General features: G+C 74.2%; 9 protein-coding genes. 2 read left to right on the forward strand and 7 right to left on the reverse strand.

What is annotated here, in order from left to right; genetic code table 11:
• The first annotated feature begins 190 nt into the window (after positions 1–190).
• Positions 191–1,261, forward strand: a complete 1,071-nt coding sequence (locus tag ACFYNO_RS12870; protein ID WP_388009937.1) for an SAM-dependent methyltransferase — start codon at positions 191–193, stop codon at positions 1,259–1,261.
• Between the two features lie 91 nt (positions 1,262–1,352).
• Here ACFYNO_RS12870 and ACFYNO_RS12875 read toward each other — a convergent pair whose 3' ends face one another.
• The 7 genes from ACFYNO_RS12875 to ACFYNO_RS12905 all read right to left on the reverse strand — a co-directional run bounded on the left by ACFYNO_RS12875 (position 1,353) and on the right by ACFYNO_RS12905 (position 14,313).
• Positions 1,353–3,404 (reverse strand): hypothetical protein, encoded by a 2,052-nt coding sequence (locus tag ACFYNO_RS12875; RefSeq protein WP_388009940.1) that lies wholly within the window; start codon positions 3,402–3,404, stop codon positions 1,353–1,355.
• A 9-nt stretch (positions 3,405–3,413) separates the two neighbouring features.
• Positions 3,414–5,198, reverse strand: a complete 1,785-nt coding sequence (locus tag ACFYNO_RS12880; RefSeq protein WP_388009943.1) for a carbamoyltransferase — start codon at positions 5,196–5,198, stop codon at positions 3,414–3,416.
• An 84-nt stretch (positions 5,199–5,282) separates the two neighbouring features.
• Entirely contained in the window at positions 5,283–6,272 is a 990-nt protein-coding gene (locus ACFYNO_RS12885; RefSeq protein ID WP_388009946.1) for a TauD/TfdA family dioxygenase, read from the reverse strand.
• A gap of 33 nt (positions 6,273–6,305) precedes the next feature.
• The gene (locus tag ACFYNO_RS12890; RefSeq protein ID WP_388009949.1) at positions 6,306–8,420 is read right to left on the reverse strand and encodes an amino acid adenylation domain-containing protein; all 2,115 of its coding nucleotides are present in this window, start codon (positions 8,418–8,420) and stop codon (positions 6,306–6,308) included.
• A complete protein-coding gene (locus ACFYNO_RS12895) occupies positions 8,417–9,214 on the reverse strand; it encodes a thioesterase II family protein (RefSeq protein ID WP_388009952.1) in 798 nt (265 codons plus the stop codon). The genes ACFYNO_RS12890 and ACFYNO_RS12895 overlap by 4 nt, the downstream gene beginning before the upstream one ends.
• Entirely contained in the window at positions 9,211–10,341 is a 1,131-nt protein-coding gene (locus ACFYNO_RS12900) for a thioesterase domain-containing protein (RefSeq protein WP_388009955.1), read from the reverse strand. Before ACFYNO_RS12900 ends, ACFYNO_RS12895 begins: the two co-directional genes overlap by 4 nt.
• 87 nt (positions 10,342–10,428) lie before the next feature.
• A complete protein-coding gene (locus tag ACFYNO_RS12905) occupies positions 10,429–14,313 on the reverse strand; it encodes an amino acid adenylation domain-containing protein (RefSeq protein ID WP_388009958.1) in 3,885 nt (1,294 codons plus the stop codon).
• Between the two features lie 292 nt (positions 14,314–14,605).
• Here ACFYNO_RS12905 and metH point away from each other — a divergent pair.
• The coding region (metH, locus tag ACFYNO_RS12910) for a methionine synthase (protein WP_388009961.1) at positions 14,606–18,273 on the forward strand (3,668 nt) is incomplete at its 3' end.

Consider the following 18,273-nt stretch of genomic DNA (forward strand, 5'->3'; position numbering starts at 1 on the left):
GGCAGGCCGATGGGCAGCTCACCGGCAGTCCCGCCGCACCGGCGGCCGGCCCGGACCCGGGCCGTGAGCTGCCGCTCTTCTGCCGTCCGAGATGCCGGGTCGGCCGATCCACCGTCCGTAGCCTGCAAGGGTTTCATCCACGGATGAGCGGCATGGTCGACCAGCGCACGATCCGAGCCGAGGAGCCTCAGTGCATGACACCTCCAGTGCCCAGCCCGAGCACATCGAACTGTGGAACGAACAGCGCATCACCAGCTGGCAGGACTACCACCTGTCCGGCATGCCGGAGCTGATCAGCTCGTTCAACCTCTGCCACGCCCTGCTGGCACTGGCCAACACCGGGCTGCTGGACCGGATCCGCGACCGGGGACCGGTCGCCGCGGACGAGCTGCTGGCGGGCCTCGACGGGTGCGACGGGCGGGAGTTCCTGCGCTACCTGACGGTCAGCGGGGTGCTCTCGCACTGGCAGGACAAGTACCAACTCACCCGCCGCGGCGAGCTGCTGACCGCGGACGTGGCGCTGGCCCGGCTCGGCTTCTACCTGGAGGCCTACGGGCCGGTGACCCAGCGCACCACGGACCTGCTGACCGGTGCCGCGCGCTACGGGCGCGACGTCGTCCGGGCCGACGGCCAACTCGGCCGCCACTCCGGGACCGTGACCACCACCTCCTACCTCCAGATCATCATGGACGCGATGCGCGGCAAGGGAGCCACCCGGCTGCTGGACGTGGGCTGCGGGGGCGGCTCCCTGCTGGTGGAGCTGTGCGAACGCCACCCCGAGCTGACCGGCGTGGGCATCGACATCGCGCCCGACGCCATCGAAGCAGCCCGGAAGTTGGCGACCGATCGCGGCGTGGCCGACCGAGTGGAGTTCTTCGTGGCCGACGCGTTCGCGCCGGACACCTGGCCCGCCCCCTGCCTGACGGCCGACGTCATCTGCGGTCTCGGCGTCCTGCACGAGCGGTTCCGGGACGGGGACGAGGCGGTCGTGGAGATCCTCAACCGGTACGCGACGGTGGTGCCGAACGGCAAGACCCTGCTGATCGGCGAGCCGGAACTGCGCTACGACAACCGCGAGAACGACTCGGACTTCTTCCTCGTCCACATCCTGACGGCCCAGGGGATCCCGCGGGACCGCACGGCGTGGCTCGCGCTCTTCGAGAAGACCGAGCTGGTCTGCCGGCGGATCTACACGAGTGCGGTGGCCGGCCCGCGCACCTGCTTCTACGAGCTGACCCCCGGGGCGGACCGCTCGGCCTGATCCGCCGGGCCGCCACGCCACGACCAGGGCCTCCCGCCCCTCACCGGTCCCGAGGACCGGTGAGGGGCGGGAGGCCCTTCGCCGCGTGCCGTCAGGGCGTGCGCACGGCCGCCGTGAACGCGGCCAGCTGTCCATGGCAGAGGTGGCTGCGCGGTGTCCCGCCCCGCTCCACCGCGCGGGCGGCCTCCTCCAGCAGCCGGTCGCCGTCGACTTCGCGCAACGGCCAGTGCAGGCTGACGGTGTTCAGGCCCGCGCGCCAGAACCGGGCCGGCAGGGCCAGCCGGACCGTCCGCCACCGCGGACCGAGGTCGACCTCGCCCGCCTGCTCGCCGTTGACCCGGACCTGCACCGTGCCCGCACCGGGCTCGCCCGCGGGCAGTCGCGCGGTCAGGCCGAGTTCGACCTCCGCCGCGCCGGCCAGCACCAGCCAACTGTCGGTGCGCCGGGTCAGGGCGAGGACGAAGGCGTGGTCCTGGGCGGGGCCGCCCCGCTGCTCCCGCCAGGTCGGCGCCCTGCTGACGTCCGTGAGGAGGTCGACCTCGGGCGCGGCGTGTTCCGCGACGAGCAGGTCGCGGTAGGCGTCCGGGTCGGCGAGCCCGCGCTCGGCGAGCAGCTCGAGCATCAGCCGGCGAAGCTCGTGGTCCGCGAGCTTGGCGGCCGACTGGGGATCGGAGACCTCGAGGTAGCGGGCCAGTTCGGGCACCGAGGCGAGCCGTTCGAAGGAGGCGCAGATCCAGTTGGGGGCGGTTCTGGCCTGGTGGTCGAGGTAGTCGGCGAAATGGGCGGCGGCCCGGCCGTCCAGGGTGAGGGCCCGCTCCAGCAGGTACCGGACGATCTCCGCCGGCTGGCCCATGTGGGCGTTGTGGATCGCCGCCAGGAAGTAGGCGGCGGCGTGCGCCTCCGGGGCCGGCTCGGGCAGCCCGCCGCGGAGCGCCGTGCGGTCGGGGGTGGCGCCGGTGAGCTGGGCGCCGACGGCGGCCGCGGTCTCCGCGGCGGCCAGCACCAGCCCCTCGTGGGTGAGGTGGCAGTAGTCGGCGAAGAACCGGCGGCCGGGGACCCGGCCATCGTCGGCCTCGCGCATCAGCGCCGGCAGGTCGACCAGTGCGAAGCCGTGCTCGGCGGCCTTGGTCCGGGTCAGCTCCTGGACGGCGGACAGCGAGCGCGGGGAGTGGGTGGCGAACCGTCCGATCGCCGCGTCCTTGGCGGCCAGCAACGCGCGTTCGGCAGCTTCGGGGTCCCGCTCGCGCAGGGCGGCGGCGAGCAGCCGGTGGGCGGCCACCGTGACGCCGCCGTCGAGCGCGATCATCTCCTCCGCGAACTTGGCGGCTTCGGCGCACTCGCCTGCGGCGAGCGCCTGTTCAGCCCGGTCCAGCAGCCGCTGCCAGTCCAGGTTGCCCGGGCCTGGCAGCGGCGGGCAGCCGAGGTACGGCTCCTCGTGCCAGTCCGCCAGATTGAACTCCGGCACGACCACGGTGACCGCGATTCCGTGAGCGAGGGCCGTGGCGGCCAGCTCGTCGAGGAAGGCCGCGGCCCGCTCCACCATGGCGGCGTGGAAGATCCGCCGGCTCGCGGCGAAGCCCCCTTCGCGCAGCGCGTCGGCGATCCGCTGCCGCTGCTCGGCGGCGAGGTCGGGGTAGTTCCAGTTGTTGCCGGCGTAGACCACCACGGCGTCCGGTCCCAGGCCGATCCCCTGGTGCAGGGTGCGGCGCAGGTCCTCGGCGTCGGCATTGGTCCGGGCCAGGTCGATGACGTCGAGTTCGGCGAGCCCGGGGACGCGGCGCAGGCAGTCGCCGATCAGCCCGGCCATGGTGGTGCCGGGGTCGAAGAAGTAGCCCCGGGCGGCCGATTCGCCGAGCAGGAGCACCCGGCGCCGGCCCTCGGTGAGCGGCAGCCGCTCCACGTCGGCCCAGAAGTACCAGTCCGCCTTCGCCTCGGGACGGCGGACGAACCCGCCGTCCGCGGCGCGCCGCCAGATCCCGACGGTGTCCCTGTCGGCGTCTCCGGTCGGCCCGGCGGGAGCGGGCTCCCGGCCCTGGCGGGCGGCGAGTTGCTGCAGCAGGGAGAGGGTGAGCGTGCCGTCCGGTGCGGACAGCAGCCGGCTGAGCCGGCGGGTGTAGGAGCGGTTCGGGTCGTTGGAGTCCATGCGTGCCGCCTAGAGGAAGGAGTAGACGGAGTGGCTGACGGTGCTGCTCGTCCGGGGGCGGGTGTCGCCGAACCAGGAGTGCCACGCCTGGGGCAGGTCCGCGCGGTCGATCACGAAGTCCTCCAGCACCAAGCAGTCGATGGCCGACCGGACGAAGCAGAGCAGGGCGTCCTCGGCGGTCTGCACGATGGGTTCACCGCGCAGGTTGAACGAGGTGTTGAGAACGACCGGGCAGCCGGTCCGCGCCTCGAACGCCTTCACCAGGCGGTAGAACCGGCCGTTGGCCTGCTCGGTCACGGTCTGGACCCTGGCCGACCGGTCCACGTGGGTGACGGCCGGCAGGTCGTGCTCCGAGACCACCTCGCAGGTCTCCAGCATGAACGGCGACTCGTGGTCGAGGCGGAAGTGCTCCGACGCCTGCTCCGCAAGCACGGCGGGGGCGAACGGGCGGAAGGCCTCCCGCATCTTGACCGAGGCGTTGATCCGGTCCCGCATGTCCGGGCGCCGGGGATCGGCGAGGATCGACCGGCCGCCCAGGGCCCGCGGTCCGAACTCGGTGCGGCCGTGGAACCAGCCGACCACCTTGCCCTCCGCCAGCCGGTCGGCAACGGCGGCGAGGAGGTCCTCCTCCCGCCCGCGGAAGTCGTGGAAGCCCCGGTCGCCGGCGGCGGCGAGGGTGCGGGCGACCTCGTCCGGGGAGTGGCCGGGGCCGAGCAGCGCGCTGCGCATCCGGCCCTGGGCGGGCCGCTGGCCGGTGAGCCGCCGGTGGGCCACGGCGGCCGCGCCCAGGCTGCCGCCGGCGTCGCCGGCGGCCGGCTGCACGAAGACCTCGCGGAACGGTCCCTCCTCGACGATCCGGCGCACCGCCACCACGTTGAGCGCCACCCCGCCCGCCATGCAGAGCCGGTCGCTGCCGGTCAGCCGGCGGGCTCGGGCAGCCAGCGCCAGCAGCACCTCCTCGGTGACCAGTTGGAGGCTGCGCGCGAGGTCGCTGTGCACCTGGTCGAGCCGGGACTCGGGCTCCCGGGGGGCGATGCCGAGCAGTTCGGTCAGTGCCGGGGACGCCATGGTGCGGGAGTTGGCGAAGTCGAAGTACCGCAGGTCGAGCCGGAACGAGCCCTCGGGGGTCACCTCGATCAACTGCCGGACCCGGTCGGCGTAACGGGGCTCGCCGTAGGGGGCGAGTCCCATCACCTTGTACTCGCCCTCGTTGACCTCGAAGCCGAGGTGGCCGGTGATGGTGCTGTACAGCAGCCCCAGCGAGTGCGGGAACTCGACGTCGGCGAGGAGTTCGAGGTCGGCGCCCTCGCCCCGGCCCCAGGCCGTGGTCGTCCACTCCCCCACCGCGTCCACGGTGAGGACGGCCGAGTCCGGGAACCCGGAGTAGTAGTAGGCGCTGGCGGCGTGCGACAGGTGGTGGTCGACGATCTCCACCGGCCCGTCGAAGCCCAGCAGTTCGCGGATCTCGCGGAGTGGCCGGTCGGCGTCCAGGCCGTGCAGCGCCTCCGGGCGGGTGTCGGGGAGCATCGGGAGGGCCTGCCAGAGCTGCCGGTCGAGCTTCTTGACCGGATCCTCGTAGTAGGCCACGCGGTCGACGTCCGCGATCGTCAGCCCCGCGGTGCGCAGGCACTCGCGGAGCGCGTTGCGGGGCAGCGACGGGTCCTGTTTGACCCGGGTGAAGCGTTCTTCGTGCGCGGCGGCGACCAGTTCGCCGCCGACCAGCACCGCGCAGGCCGCGTCGTGGAAGTGCGCGGAGATGCCCACCACGACGGGCCCATCAGTTCGGCCGCTCATCCTCACTCCTGTTCCGGTATCGGTCCATGGTTCTCCACCGGTCCGCCGACCCGCGGTTCTTCGTTCCGCTCCCATCGCGGCCGCTCAGGCCAGCAGCGGTCGGCGGCCGCTCCGGTGCCGGCCGCTGCGCCGGCTGTCCAGGTGCACGTAGACCCGGTGCAGCCAGCGGTCCCGTCCGTCGTACCGGGGCGTGAAGTCGGTGCGGCCGTGCACCACCAGGCGGTTGTCGATGAAGACCATCTCGCCGGGCCGCAGTACCAGGGACGAGGAGGTTGCCTGCAGCGCCTCGCCGAGTCGGGCGAGCGCCGCCTCGGCCTCCTCGTCCAGTGGCGTGGTGGCGTTGAAGTCGACCCGGAGGTCGGGGTCGGACGGGTGGCCGCCGAGCACGGGGTGCGGTGAGGTGGCCTCGCCGGAGGTGAAGGAGGGCGGGGCCTCGGTCAGGAAGCGCGGGCTGCCGAGCACCGCGAGGTCCGCCGGGCCGAGCAGCGGCAGCACGTCGCGCACCGAGGCGACGACCGTGCCCGCCCGCCCGTCGTGATCACCGCGCAGGCACAACAGCCCGATGAAGTCGGGTCGGTGGGGATGGAAGGCGTTCTCGTTGTGCAACTCGAGCGGCACGGATCCGGCGTTGCTCTGCGAGTCGGCGAGCGAGCGGACCGGGACCACGTTCTGCACCAGGGCGCCGCCCTTCTCGTTCCGGTAGGCGACGACCTCGCCGAGCTGCTGGCCCAGCAGCATGGCGACCGTGGAGGGCAGCGCCGGGATCCGCTCCACCGAGTCCGGGACGGTCGGAGTGTCGGGCAACGCCCCTTCCTCGGCGAGCAGTTCGCGCAGCGAGAGGATGCCGGCCCGGCCGGCGTCCTGGCGCAGCTGCCGCAGCGCCGCCAGGATCCGCACGGGCAGCCGGCAGCTCGCCCGCCGCGCCAGCGCCAGCCAGTCCGGGTCGTCGAGCAACCCGGGTGGCGCCCCGGCCAGTTCCGCCGCCAGCGCATGGAGCTGGGCGCGTTCCTCGTCGGTGAGTTCCAGCCGGGCCGCGGTGGCGATTCCGGCCTGGGGTTCGGCGAGATCGGACACGTTCCTGCCTCTACTCTCAGTGGTGCGTTCCAGTCAGAGCGGGAGCAGGTCGAGCAGCACGAGCCGGTCGACCTTGCCGTTGCGGGTCAGGGGCAGCCGGTCAACAGTGACGAAGTGCGCGGGCACCATGTACCACGGCAGTCGTGCGACCGCGTGGGCGCGCAGTTGCTCCGGCTCCGACACCGCGCCGGGCGCGGGCACGACGAACGCGGCCAGCGAGCGCGCGCGGCCGGCCGGACCGCAAGCGATCACGACCACCTCGCCAACCGCCGGGTGCTCGCGCAACCGCGCCTGGATCTCGCCGAGTTCGACGCGGTGGCCGCGGATCTTCACCTGGTGGTCGGTGCGGCCCAGGAACTCCAGGCTGCCGTCCCGGGTCCACCGGGCCCGGTCCCCGGTGCGGTACAGCCGCGCCCCGGGCGGCCCGTAGGGGTCGGCGAGGAAGCGTTCGGCGGTCAGCCGGGGCTGGTTCAGGTAGCCCAGCGCCACCCCGGCGCCGCCGATGAACACCTCGCCGGGCACGCCGATGGGCACGGGTTCCAGGCGGTCGGTGAGGACGTACATGGTGGTGTTGGGGATGGGGCTGCCGAGGGGGATCAGCTCGCTGCCGGGCGGTTCGTCGATGGGCTGCCCGGAGTTGCCGACGGTGATCTCGGTCGGGCCGTACTCGGTGGCCAGCGCGGTGCCGCCCGGGCCGGCCAGCTCGATCCACCGCCGGGCCAGTTCGCTGGTGAAGGCGTCGCCCGCAGCGATCACCAGGCCCGCGAGGCGGTGTGCCGCGCCGGGCTCCAGGTCGAGGCTGAGCAGGTCGAGGTGGCCGGGCGTCATCTTCAGGAAGCTGTAGGGTGCGCCGGCGGCCAACTCGTCGCCGAGGTCCGCCAGGTCGATGGGATCGGGCAGCAGGTGCACGGACTGTCCGGTGAGCAGCGGTGTGAGGAGGCTGGGCATGCCGAGGTCGAAGGAGATCGAGGAGAAGAAGGCCGAGCCGCCGGTGCCCCGGCCGGCGTAGGCCTGGGCGGTCCACAGCAGGTAGTTGGCCAGGCCGCGGTGGTCGACCAGCACGCCCTTGGGCACGCCGGTGGAGCCCGAGGTGTAGATGACGTAGGCGAGTCGGCCCGGGTCGTCCGGGGTCGGCGGTGCGGTGGCCGGACGGGCCTCGATCGCCGCCCGGTCCCGGTCCGTCAGCAGGTACCGGGCGCCCGCCGGCGCGCCGAGCGCCGGAAGTTGTTCGGTGCTGGTCACGACCAACTCGCAGCCGGCCGCCTCTGTCATCAACTTCAGTCGTTCGGCTGGCAGTTCCGGTCCCAGCGGCAGGTAGCCGGCGCCCGTCGACCAGATCCCGAGCACGGCCGGCAGCAGCTCGGGGCCGCGGCGCAGGCAGACTCCGACCAGCCGGCCGGGGCCGGCCCCGAGGGCGCTGAGCTGGTGAGCCATCCTATTGGCCTGCTCCACCAGTTGACGGTACGTCAGGTTCCCGCCGGCCCAGCGAACGGCGACGGCGTCCGGGGTCCGGGCGGCCTGGGCCCTGATGAGGACGTCGACGCCCCGCGCCGCGCGCTCGGCGCCCGGTCCACGGCTCCAGGCGTGCAGCAGCTTGTCCCGCTCCGCGGCCGGCAGCCGGGCGGCCCGGGCATCGCCGTCCGGGTCGGCCGCCATCGCTTCCAGGACCGGCCGGTACCGGGCGGCCAGCGCGCCCAGCCCGGCCGCGTCCGGCCCGTCGGCGCCGGCCCTCAGCCGCAGCCGCCCCTGGTCGACGGTGACCGTCACGCCGGGCTCGTCGGACGGCGCGGTGCCGCGCGTCCGGGGCACGAAGAGGACCCGGCCGCCGCCGGCCGCCGTGCCGGGCTCGCCCGCCGCGGCCTGCTCGGCGACCCGCCGCACCAGCAGCCGCCAGCTCGCCGGGACCGGCCGCAGCGGCACGGTCCCCGGGCGCCCGTCGGGCAGCTCCAGCTCGGCGTGCCGGTCCCCGTCCTCGGTGAGCGCGTGCAGCACCTTGACGTGGGCGGCCAGCAGCACGTCCGCGAGCCGCGCGTGCGCCGCTTCGCCCAGCGCGGCCAGACCCTCGATCAGGTCACCGTACGGCACGGACACCTCGGCGGGCGCGGTGCCCGCGCGCCGGGCGGTGGGCAGGGTGAAGGGACCGGTCATGACTGACTCTCCTCCAGGTCGGCCACCAGCCGCGCGACGATCCCGGCGGCTTCGTCCAGCACGAAGTGCCCCGTCTTCAGCAGGTGGAGCGAGAAGGTTTCGGTGGTCTCGTGCCGCCAGGCGGCCAGCGACTCGTAGGGCGTGAAGCGGTCGTCGACACCGCCGATGACGGTGAGCGGAACCTCCAGCGCGGGCTCGGGGGTGTACGGCACCCGCTCGACCAGCCTGTAGTCCGCGCGGATGGTGGGCTCGAACACGGCCATCAGCTCCGGGTCCTCGAGGACGTCGTGGGCGATGCCGCCGTAGTCCGCGAACCGGCGGAACAGCTCGGGCCGGGGCAGCAGGTGCAGCGGGTCCTCGATCACCCGGCCCGCCGGCGCCTCGATCGAGGTGACCACGAGCCGGGCGGGCAGCGGCCGGCCGGCCGCGCGCAGCCGCCGGGTCAGGTGGAAGGCGATCAGCGAGCCGGAGCAGTGCCCGAACAGCAGGTAGGGCCGGTCGAGCAGCGGGGCCAGCGCCTCCTCCAGGCCGTCCAGCAGGGCGGGCATATCCTCGATGGGCGGTTCCTCGAACCGGTTCTCCCGGCCGGGGAGCCGCACCGCGCACAGCTCGGCCCGGGGCGGCAGCCGGTCGGCCCAGGCGCTGTAGAGGGCGGCGCCGCCCCCGATGTGCGGCAGGCAGACGACCCGCAGCGCGGGATCGGCGACCCGCCTGCTCCGGACCAGCCAGCTGCGCTGCGTGGGGCGGAAGCGGAGGGCCGGGCGGGGCCGGACGGCTTCGGGCTGCGTGCTCACTGCTCTCCTGACGGACTCGGGTACCGCGGACGGGGTGCCTGGCCGGTGGCGGACCGCGCGAACTCCTCGGCCAGGAAGCGGGTCGCCTCGGCGTCGGCGACCACCGGCCGCAGCGCCTCCAGGCCGTACTCGGTCCAGTGCACCGGGCAGTCGCCGAGCACCGGACCCCAGACCTGCTCGGTGCCCTCCGCGTCCCGGGCGTCCTGCACCAGGACCGCGGGACCGGCGTAGGGCCCGGGCCGGTACCGGGCCACCGCCGCGGCGAGCGCGGCCGCCGCCCGCTGCAGCCGGGGCAGTTCGGCCGCCTCGGTGGAGCCGTCGTACCAGCCGCCCTCGCGCATCCGGCGCAGCACCTCCGCCGCGCTCTCGTCACCGCGCAGGCCGAACCGGCGGGTGACCGCCGCGAGCCGTCGCCGCAGCGCCTCCTCGGGGTCGGCCGGTCCCGCCTGCCCGCCGGGGACGGCCGGCCGGACCAGGGCGAGGAAGGCGGTCTCCCGGCCGCAGGCGTTCAGCAGACGGGCCAGTTCGAAGGCGAGCACCGCCCCGCTGCCCACGCCGGCCAGGGAGTACGGACCGGCGGGCTGGATCCGCGTGACCTCGGCCGCGAAACGGTCGGCCAACTCCTCGACTCCGCCCTGCCAGGGCGCGGTGCCGGCGGTGGTGCCCGGCGTGCGGAGCCCGTGCACCGGCCGCCCCGCGGACCAGGCCCGCACGGCCTCGTGCTCGGCGCCGAAGAGGTGGTCGGAGTGGACGAGGAAGAGGGGTTCGGGCCCGGGCGCGCCGGCGCCCGCAGCGGGCGGCGGCAGCGGGTCGGTGCCGTCCTCGGTCCGCTCGCCCCCGGCGGTCAGCGCGGCCGGCGGTTCGGCGCCGTCCGGCCCGTCCTGCCCGGCCGCTCCGACGGTCAGGGCTTCGGCCAGGCGTGCGGGGGTGGGGGCCCGGAAGACCATCGAGCTGCGCAGTCCGATCCCGCGGCCGCGGGCAGCCAGCACCGCGTCGACCACCCGCAGCGAGTCGCCGCCGAGGTCGAAGAAGTCGTCGTACGGACCGACCGCGGTGCCGAACAGGTCCGTCCAGCTGTCGCACAGCGCGCGTTCGATCGCCAGGCAGGTTCCGCTGCTATTGGTCACCTGACGGACAGTAGGAGACCTGCGAAGTGGCGGTCGGCAGCAGCGGCGGCAGGAGATCGGCAGCTTGTCGGGAGTCATCCGGCGCCCTCACCGCACGCTTCCGCGGACCGTTCCGGCGGTTCCCGGACGGTCGAGCGCCGCCCGGAGGACGGGTCCCGCCTGGGCGACCGCCGGCGCGCTCATCATCTCCTGGTGGCGCGCCCGCACCACGTGGTGCTCGGCGCGGCCGAGGTAGGGCTGCCAGGCCAGGTCGACCGGTCCGCGCTCCTCGACCGTGCCGGATGCCGCGATGCTCAGCACCCGGCCCCGGTATCCGCCGGTCGTCGGCGGCCCGAGCAGGGCGGTGATGGCCCGGGCCGCAGCGGCCAGCGCGCCGGCCTGGCGGTCGTCGGCCGGACCGTCGGGCCCGCCACCGCTCGCCTCCCCGGCGAGCCAGCGGGCGAACTCCGCATCGGAGAGGTCCAGCCCCTCGGCGGACTCCTCGGGCCAGGAGTCGAACATGACGACGAGGTCGACCGGCCGGCCCGCGGCCTCGATCCGGTGCGCGATCTCGTAGGCCAGCCGGCCGCCCAGCGACCAGCCCAGCAGGACGTACGGCCCCTCGGCCCGGGTGGCGGTGATCAGCTCGGCGTACCGGTCGACCAACTCGGCCAGCGAGGCGACCGGGGGGAAGCTGCCGTGGCTCTCGGTGGCCTGCAGCCCGTAGACCGGGGCGTCGGCCTCCAGGTACGGCAGCAGCGCCGCGTAGCACCAGGCGAGCCCGCCGACCGGGTGGACGCAGAACACCGGCCGGCCGCCGCTCCCCCGGCGCAACTCGATGACGTGGGCGTACGGGTCCCCGGCGGGTCCGTCGAGCCGGGTCGCCAGCCCGCCCGCGGTGGGCGCCTCGAACAGGCTCTGCATCGTCAGGTCCGCGCCCAGCTCCGCGCGGATCCGGCCGATCAGGCGCATGGCCAGCAGGGAGTGGCCGCCCAGTTCGAAGAAGTCCTGGTCGACGCCGACCTCCGGCACGCCGAGGACCTGTGCGAACAGGGCGCAAAGCGCCCGCTCCCGCGGGCTGCGCGGGCCGCGTGCCCCCGGGGCCGTGCCGGGCTCGGGGGCGGGCAGCGCCCGGCGGTCGAGCTTGCCGTTGGGGGTCAGCGGCAGCCTCGGCAGCAGGACGGTCGCGGACGGCACCGCGGGGCCGGGCAACCGCCGGCCGAGGAAGGCGCGCAGCGAGGCCGACGGATCCTCGGCGCCGGGTTCCAGCACCACGTAGGCCACCAGCCGGGGATCCCCGGGACGGTCCTCGCGGACCACCGCGGCGGCGCGGACCACCGAGGGATGGGCCTCGAGGGCGGCCTCCACCTCGCCCAGCTCGATCCGGTGCCCGCGGATCTTCACCTGGTGGTCGACCCGGCCGAGGAAGGCCAGGCTGCCGTCCCGGTTCCACCGGACCAGGTCGCCGGTGCGGTACATCCGCGTGCCGGCAGGGCCGAAGGGGTCGGCGACGAAGCGTTCCGCCGTCAGGCCGGGCCGGCCGAGGTAGCCGCGGGCCAGTCCGGCACCGGCCAGGTGGAGTTCGCCCGGGACGCCGACCGGGACCGGTCTCGCCGCCTCGTCCAGCACGTAGGCGCGGGTGTTGGCCACCGGCCGGCCGATCGACACCGGGCCGGCGGGCGTCACGACGGCGCAGGTGGACCAGACGGTCGTCTCGGTCGGGCCGTAGAGGTTGAGCGCCGCACCGTCCCCGTCGGCCAGCCGCCCGGCCAGCGAGACCGGCAGGGCCTCGCCGCCGACCAGCTTCCGCAGGCCGCGGACGGCGTCCGGGTCGGTCTCCAGCAGTTCCTGCCAGAGCGACGGGGTGGCCTGGAGCACGGTGGCGCCGGAGGTCCGGGCGAGGGCGGCGAGCGCGGCGGGATCGCGCACCGTCCGCTCGTCGGCGAGCACCACGCGGGCCCCGGCGAGCAGCGGCAGGAACAGTTCCAGCGCGGCGATGTCGAAGGCGGCGGTGGTCACCGCGAGCAGCCGGTCGTCGGGGCCGAGCGGCACCTGCTCGGCCATCGCGGCGAGGAAGTTGGCCAGGCCCGCATGGGTCACCACGACGCCCTTGGGCCGCCCGGTGGACCCCGAGGTGTAGAGCACGTAGGCGGGGTGGTCGGGGGTGAGCGGGCCGAGCCGGTCCCGCTCGCCGGGGTCGGTGTCGAGCCGGCCGGCCAGCGCGCGGCGGGTGTCCGGGTGGTCGAGCAGCAGCCGCGGCGCGCCGCCGGCCGGCAGCTCCGCGGCCACCGCCGACGTGCTGATCAGGCAGGCCGGGCGCGCGTCGGCCAGCACCTGGGCGTTCCGTTCGACCGGGTGGCGGTGGTCCACCGGCAGGTAGGCGCCGCCCGCCTTCGCCACCGCCAGCAGCGCCACCAGCAGCTCCGGCGACCGCGGCAGTGCCAGTGCCACCAGGGACTCCGGTCCGACCCCGGCGCCGATCAGGTGGTGGGCCAACCGGTTGGCGCGGGAGTTCAGTTCACCGTACGTCAGGACGGCCTCGCCCGAGCTGAGGGCGATCCTGCCGGGGGTGGCCGCGGCCTGCCGCTGGACCGGCTCCGGCAGCACCTCGCGCGGGAGGTCGCGGGCGGTGTCGTTCCAGGCCGCGAGGATCGTCCGCCGGTCCGCGGGGGCGAGGAGTTCGACGCCGCCCACCCGCGCATCCGGGTCCGTCACCATCGCACGCAGCACCCGGACCAGGCGGTCGGCCGCGTCCCGGACGGTGGGCAGGTCGTACAGGTCGGTGGCGTAGTGGACGGTCAGCTCCAGTTCAGCGGGTTCCCCGCCGGGTCCGTGCCGCGGGGTGAAGACGATGCCCAGGTCGAACTTGGCCGGTCCCGGGCCCACCGGCTCCAGCGAGGTGGCCAGGCCGTGCAGTTCGGGTGCGGCGGGCACCTCCTCCTGGGTCACCAGGACCTGGAAGAGCGGGTGCCGCGCGGCCGAGCGCCGGGGGTTGACCTCCTCGACGATGCGGTCGAAGGGCAGGTCCTGGTGGTCCCACGCGGCGAGGTCCGTCTGGCGGACCCGGTTCAGCAGTTGACGGAAGGTCGGGTCGCCACCGAGGTCGGTGCGCAGCACCAGGGTGTTGACGAAGAAGCCGACCAGGTCCTCCAGCGCCTCGTCAGGACGCCCCTCGGCGAAGGAGCCGATCGGCACGTCGTATCCGGCGCCGGACCGGGCGAGCAGCACGGCGGTGGCCGCCTGGAAGAGCATGAAGAGGGTGGTGCCGGTCTCCCGCGCCAGCTCGGTGAGGCCTGCGTGCGTCCCGGCCGGACAGCGCACGGTGTGCAGGGCGCCCCGGCCGGACGCCACTGCTCGGCGGGGCCGGTCCGGCGGCAGCGTCGCCTCGTCGGGCAGGCCGGACAAGGCCGTGCGCCAGAAGGCCAGTTGCCGCACGGCCGGGCCGTCCGGATCGGCTTCGTCGCCGAGCTGCGCCAGCTGCCACAGCGTGTAGTCGGTGTACTGCACGGGCAGCGGATCCCAGTCGGGCGCCGTCCCGCCGCAGCGGGCCCGGTACGCCGTGGCCAGGTCCCGGAAGAGCGGGCCGGTCGAGGCGCCGTCCGTGGCGATGTGGTGGATCACCAGGACGAGCACATGATCGCGCGCGTCGACCGCGAGCAGGTGGGCACGGAGCGAGAGGTCCACCGCCAGGTCGAAGGGCTCGGCGGCGAGCCGTGCGACCGTGGCGGGGATCCGGTCCTCGGTGACCGGGAGCACCGGCAGCGCCACCCGCACGGCATCGTGGCGACGCTGCTCCGGACCGCCGCCCGGCGCCGGGTAGCTGGTGCGCAGCGGTTCGTGACGCTGCGTCAGGTCGTCCAGGGCGAGCCGGAGAGCCTCCCGGTGGAGGTCGCCGCGCAGCCGCACTGCGACGGGGACGTTGTACCAGGCCGACTGGCCTTCCAGCCGGCTCAGGAACCACAGCCGCTGCTGGGCCGGGGACAGCGGGATCACAGGCAGTCACTCCTCTGGTGGCTCTTCGTGATCACCCTAGGAACGGCGGGGCCGGACCGACGGCGGCTCCGGCGGCAGCTGCTCGGCAACTTCTCGCCACCGCACGAGGGTTACTCGGCCGAACCCGGAGCCGCTGCTAGAGTGCATGCGTTCCACTGCATACGAATGCCAGGTCGAGAGGCGCTGCAACGGGCTCCGCCCGCCACGCTCACCCGGTATCACGATCCCAAGGGCGCCTCCGACGTATCTAGCGACGGAGGTCGAGATGCATGAATCCCAGCGTCGGACAGACGTGAGCACGGCACTGCGGCAGCTGATGGACGAGCGGATCCCCGTGCTGGACGGCGCCTGGGGCACCCTCCTGCAGGGCCTCGGGCTCGGCCCGGCCGACTACCGCGGCGAGCTGGTCCACGAGCAGCACCCGCACGACGTCACGGGCGATCCCGACCTGCTCAACCTGACCAGGCCGGACCTGATCCTCGACGTCCATCGGCGCTACCTGGCCTCGGGCGCGGACATCATCACCACCAACACCTTCACCGCGACGGGCATCGGACAGGCCGACTACGGCCTGGAGCACCTGGTGCCCGAGATGAACCGGCGCGGCGCCCAACTGGCCCGACAGGCGGCGGACGAGGCCGGCGGCCGGTTCGTGGCCGGCTCGGTCGGGCCGCTGAACGTCACCCTGTCGCTGTCCCCGAAGGTGGACGACCCGGCGTTCCGGGCAGTCACGTTCGACCAGGTCAAGGCGGCCTACGCGGAGCAGATCGCCGCGCTGGCCGAGGGCGGCGTCGACCTGCTCATGATCGAGACCATCTTCGACACCCTCAACGCCAAAGCGGCGGTGGCGGCGGCCCGGGAGGCCGCTCCAGAGCTGCCGATCTGGCTCTCCGTCACCATCGTCGACCTCAGCGGCCGCACCCTGTCCGGCCAGACCGTGGAGGCGTTCTGGCGGTCCGTCGAGTGGGCCGATCCCCTGGTGGTGGGGGTGAACTGCGCCCTGGGTGCGGCGGAGGTCCGGCCGTACGTCACCGAGTTGGCCCGGATCGCCGGGACCCGGGTGGCCTGCCACCCCAACGCCGGACTGCCCAACGCCTTCGGCGGGTACGATCAGACTCCGGAGGAGACCGCCCGGCTGCTCGGGGAGTTCGCCCGCGAGGGCCTGGTCAACATCGTCGGCGGCTGCTGCGGCACCACGCCGGAGCACATCGAGCGGATCGCCGCCGCGGTGCGCGGCGTCCCGCCGCGGGCGCTGCCCGATCCGCCGGCCCGCACCCGGTTCAGCGGCCTGGAGCCGTTCGAGATCGGCCCGGACACCGGCTTCGTGATGATCGGCGAGCGCACCAACGTCACCGGCTCCGCCCGGTTCCGGCGACTGATCGAGGCGGACGACTTCCAGGCCGCGCTCGACGTGGCCCTGGAACAGGTCCGCGGCGGTGCCAACCTGCTCGACGTCAACATGGACGCCGATTTGCTCGACGGCGAGCGGGCGATGACCGCCTTCCTCAACCTGATCGCGACGGAGCCGGAGATCGCCCGGATCCCGATCGTGATCGACAGCTCCAAGTGGAGCGTGCTGGAGGCCGGCATGGCCTGCGTCCAGGGCAAGGGCATCGTCAATTCGATCAGCCTCAAGGAGGGTGAGGCGGAGTTCCTGGCGCAGGCCGAGCGGATCCGCGGCTTCGGCTTCGGCGCCGTGGTGATGGCCTTCGACGAGCAGGGCCAGGCCGACACGGCCGAGCGCAAGGTGGAGATCTGCGCCCGCGCCTACGACCTGCTGGTGGAGCGGATCGGCTTCGCACCGACGGACATCGTCTTCGATCCGAACGTGCTCGCGGTCGCCACCGGCATCCCGGAGCACAACGGGTACGCCAAGGCCTTTCTCGATGCCCTGCCGTTGATCAAGCGGCGTTGCCCGGGAGCGCGGGTCAGCGGCGGCATCTCCAACCTCTCCTTCGCGTTCCGGGGCAACGACCGGGTACGGGAGGCCATGCACTCGGCCTTCCTCTTCCACGCCGTCCGGGCCGGCCTGGACATGGGCATCGTGAACGCCGGTCAGCTGGCGGTCTACCAGGACATCCCGGCGGACCTGCTGGAGCTGGTCGAGGACGTGCTCTTCGACCGGCGTCCGGACGCCACCGACCGGCTGGTCGCCTTCGCCTCCACGGTCACCGGTGGCGGGACCAAGCGGGAGGTCGACCTGTCCTGGCGGCAGGGCACGGTCCAGGAGCGGCTCGGCCACGCGCTGGTCCACGGCATCGTCGACTTCGTGCTGGAGGACACGGAGGAGGCGCGGCAGTTGCTCGGCCGTCCGCTCGACGTGATCGAGGGGCCGCTGATGGACGGCATGAAGGTCGTCGGCGACCTGTTCGGCTCCGGCCGGATGTTCCTCCCGCAGGTGGTCAAGAGCGCCCGGGTGATGAAGCGCGCGGTCTCGTACCTCGAACCCTTCCTGGAGCAGGACAAGGAGGCCGGCCGGGGGCGGGGCAAGGTCGTGCTCGCCACCGTCAAGGGGGACGTCCACGACATCGGGAAGAACATCGTCGGCGTCGTGCTCGGCTGCAACAACTACGAGGTCGTCGACCTCGGCGTGATGGTGCCGGCGGCGAAGATCCTGGACACCGCGATCGCGGAGGGCGCCGACGTGATCGGCCTCTCCGGGCTGATCACCCCGTCGCTGGACGAGATGGCGGCGGTCGCCACCGAGATGCGGCGGCGGGGCCTCAGCCTGCCGCTGCTGATCGGCGGCGCGACCACCTCCAAGCAGCACACGGCGGTGCGGATCGCCCCGGAGTACGACCACCCGACCGTGCACGTCCTCGACGCGTCGCGGGTGGTCGGCGTGGTGTCGGACCTGCTCGACGAGGACCGGGCCCGCGAGCTGGACGCCGCCAACCGGGAGGAGCAGGAGCGGCTGCGCGAGCGGCACGCCGACCGGCAGCGGACCGCGCTGCTCACCCTCGAGCAGGCGCGGGCCAACCGGGAGGCGGTCGACTTCACCGACCTCCCGACCCCCTCGTTCACCGGCACCCGCCCGCTGGCTCCGGACCTGGGCGCGCTCCGCGAGCTGATCGACTGGCAGTTCCTCTTCCTGGCCTGGGGGCTGAAGGGCAAGTTCCCGGCGATCCTCGACCGGGAGGAGGCCCGCACGCTGTACGACGACGCCAACGCCATGCTGGACAAGATCGTCGCCGACGACGCCCTCCGGGCCCGCGGGGTCCTCGCCTTCTGGCCCGCGCACGCCGAAGGGGACGATCTGGTGGTCGACGGGACCAGGTTCCCGATGCTGCGTCAGCAGACCGCCAAGCCCGAGGGGCGGGCGAACCGCTGCCTTGCGGACTACCTGGCCCCGTCCGGCGACCACCTCGGCGGCTTCGCCGTCGCCGTCCACGGCGCGGAGGCGCTGGCCGCCGGATACGAGGCGGAGCAGGACGACTACCGGGCGATCATGGTGAAGGCGCTCGCCGACCGGCTGGCCGAGGCGTTCGCCGAGTACGCGCATCTGGAGGCACGCCGGGCGTGGTTCGAGCCCGGGGCCGCTCCGACGCTGGAGGACCTGCACGCCGAGCGGTACCGGGGCATCCGGCCCGCCCTCGGCTACCCGGCCAGCCCGGACCACTCCGAGAAGGAGCAGCTCTTCGACCTGCTCGACGCCCGGTCCCACGGCATCGGCCTGACCTCGTCCTATGCGATGACCCCGGCCGCGAGTGTCAGCGGACTGATCTTCGCGCATCCCGCGTCGCGCTACTTCACCGTCGGCCGCATCGGCCACGACCAACTCGCGGACTACGCGCGCCGCCGCGGGGTGGGGGGGGGGGGGGGGGGGGGGGGGGGGGGGGGGGGGGGGGGGGGGGGGGGGGGGCGCGGGGGGGGGGGGGGGGGGGGGGGGGGGGGGGGGGGGGGGGGGGGGGGGGGGGGGGGGGGGGGGGGGGGGGGGGGGGGGGGGGGGGGGGGGGGGGG

The organism is Kitasatospora sp. NPDC006697 (genome assembly GCF_042869935.1).
GTDB lineage: Bacteria > Actinomycetota > Actinomycetes > Streptomycetales > Streptomycetaceae > Kitasatospora.

Excerpts from the sequence above, each read along its gene's own strand:
- ACFYNO_RS12890 (WP_388009949.1), bottom strand. The coding sequence starts at position 8,420 with ATGACCGGTCCCTTCACCCTGCCCACCGCCCGGCGCGCGGGCACCGCG.
- ACFYNO_RS12880 (WP_388009943.1), bottom strand. The coding sequence starts at position 5,198 with ATGAGCGGCCGAACTGATGGGCCCGTCGTGGTGGGCATCTCCGCGCAC.
- ACFYNO_RS12875 (WP_388009940.1), bottom strand. The coding sequence starts at position 3,404 with ATGGACTCCAACGACCCGAACCGCTCCTACACCCGCCGGCTCAGCCGG.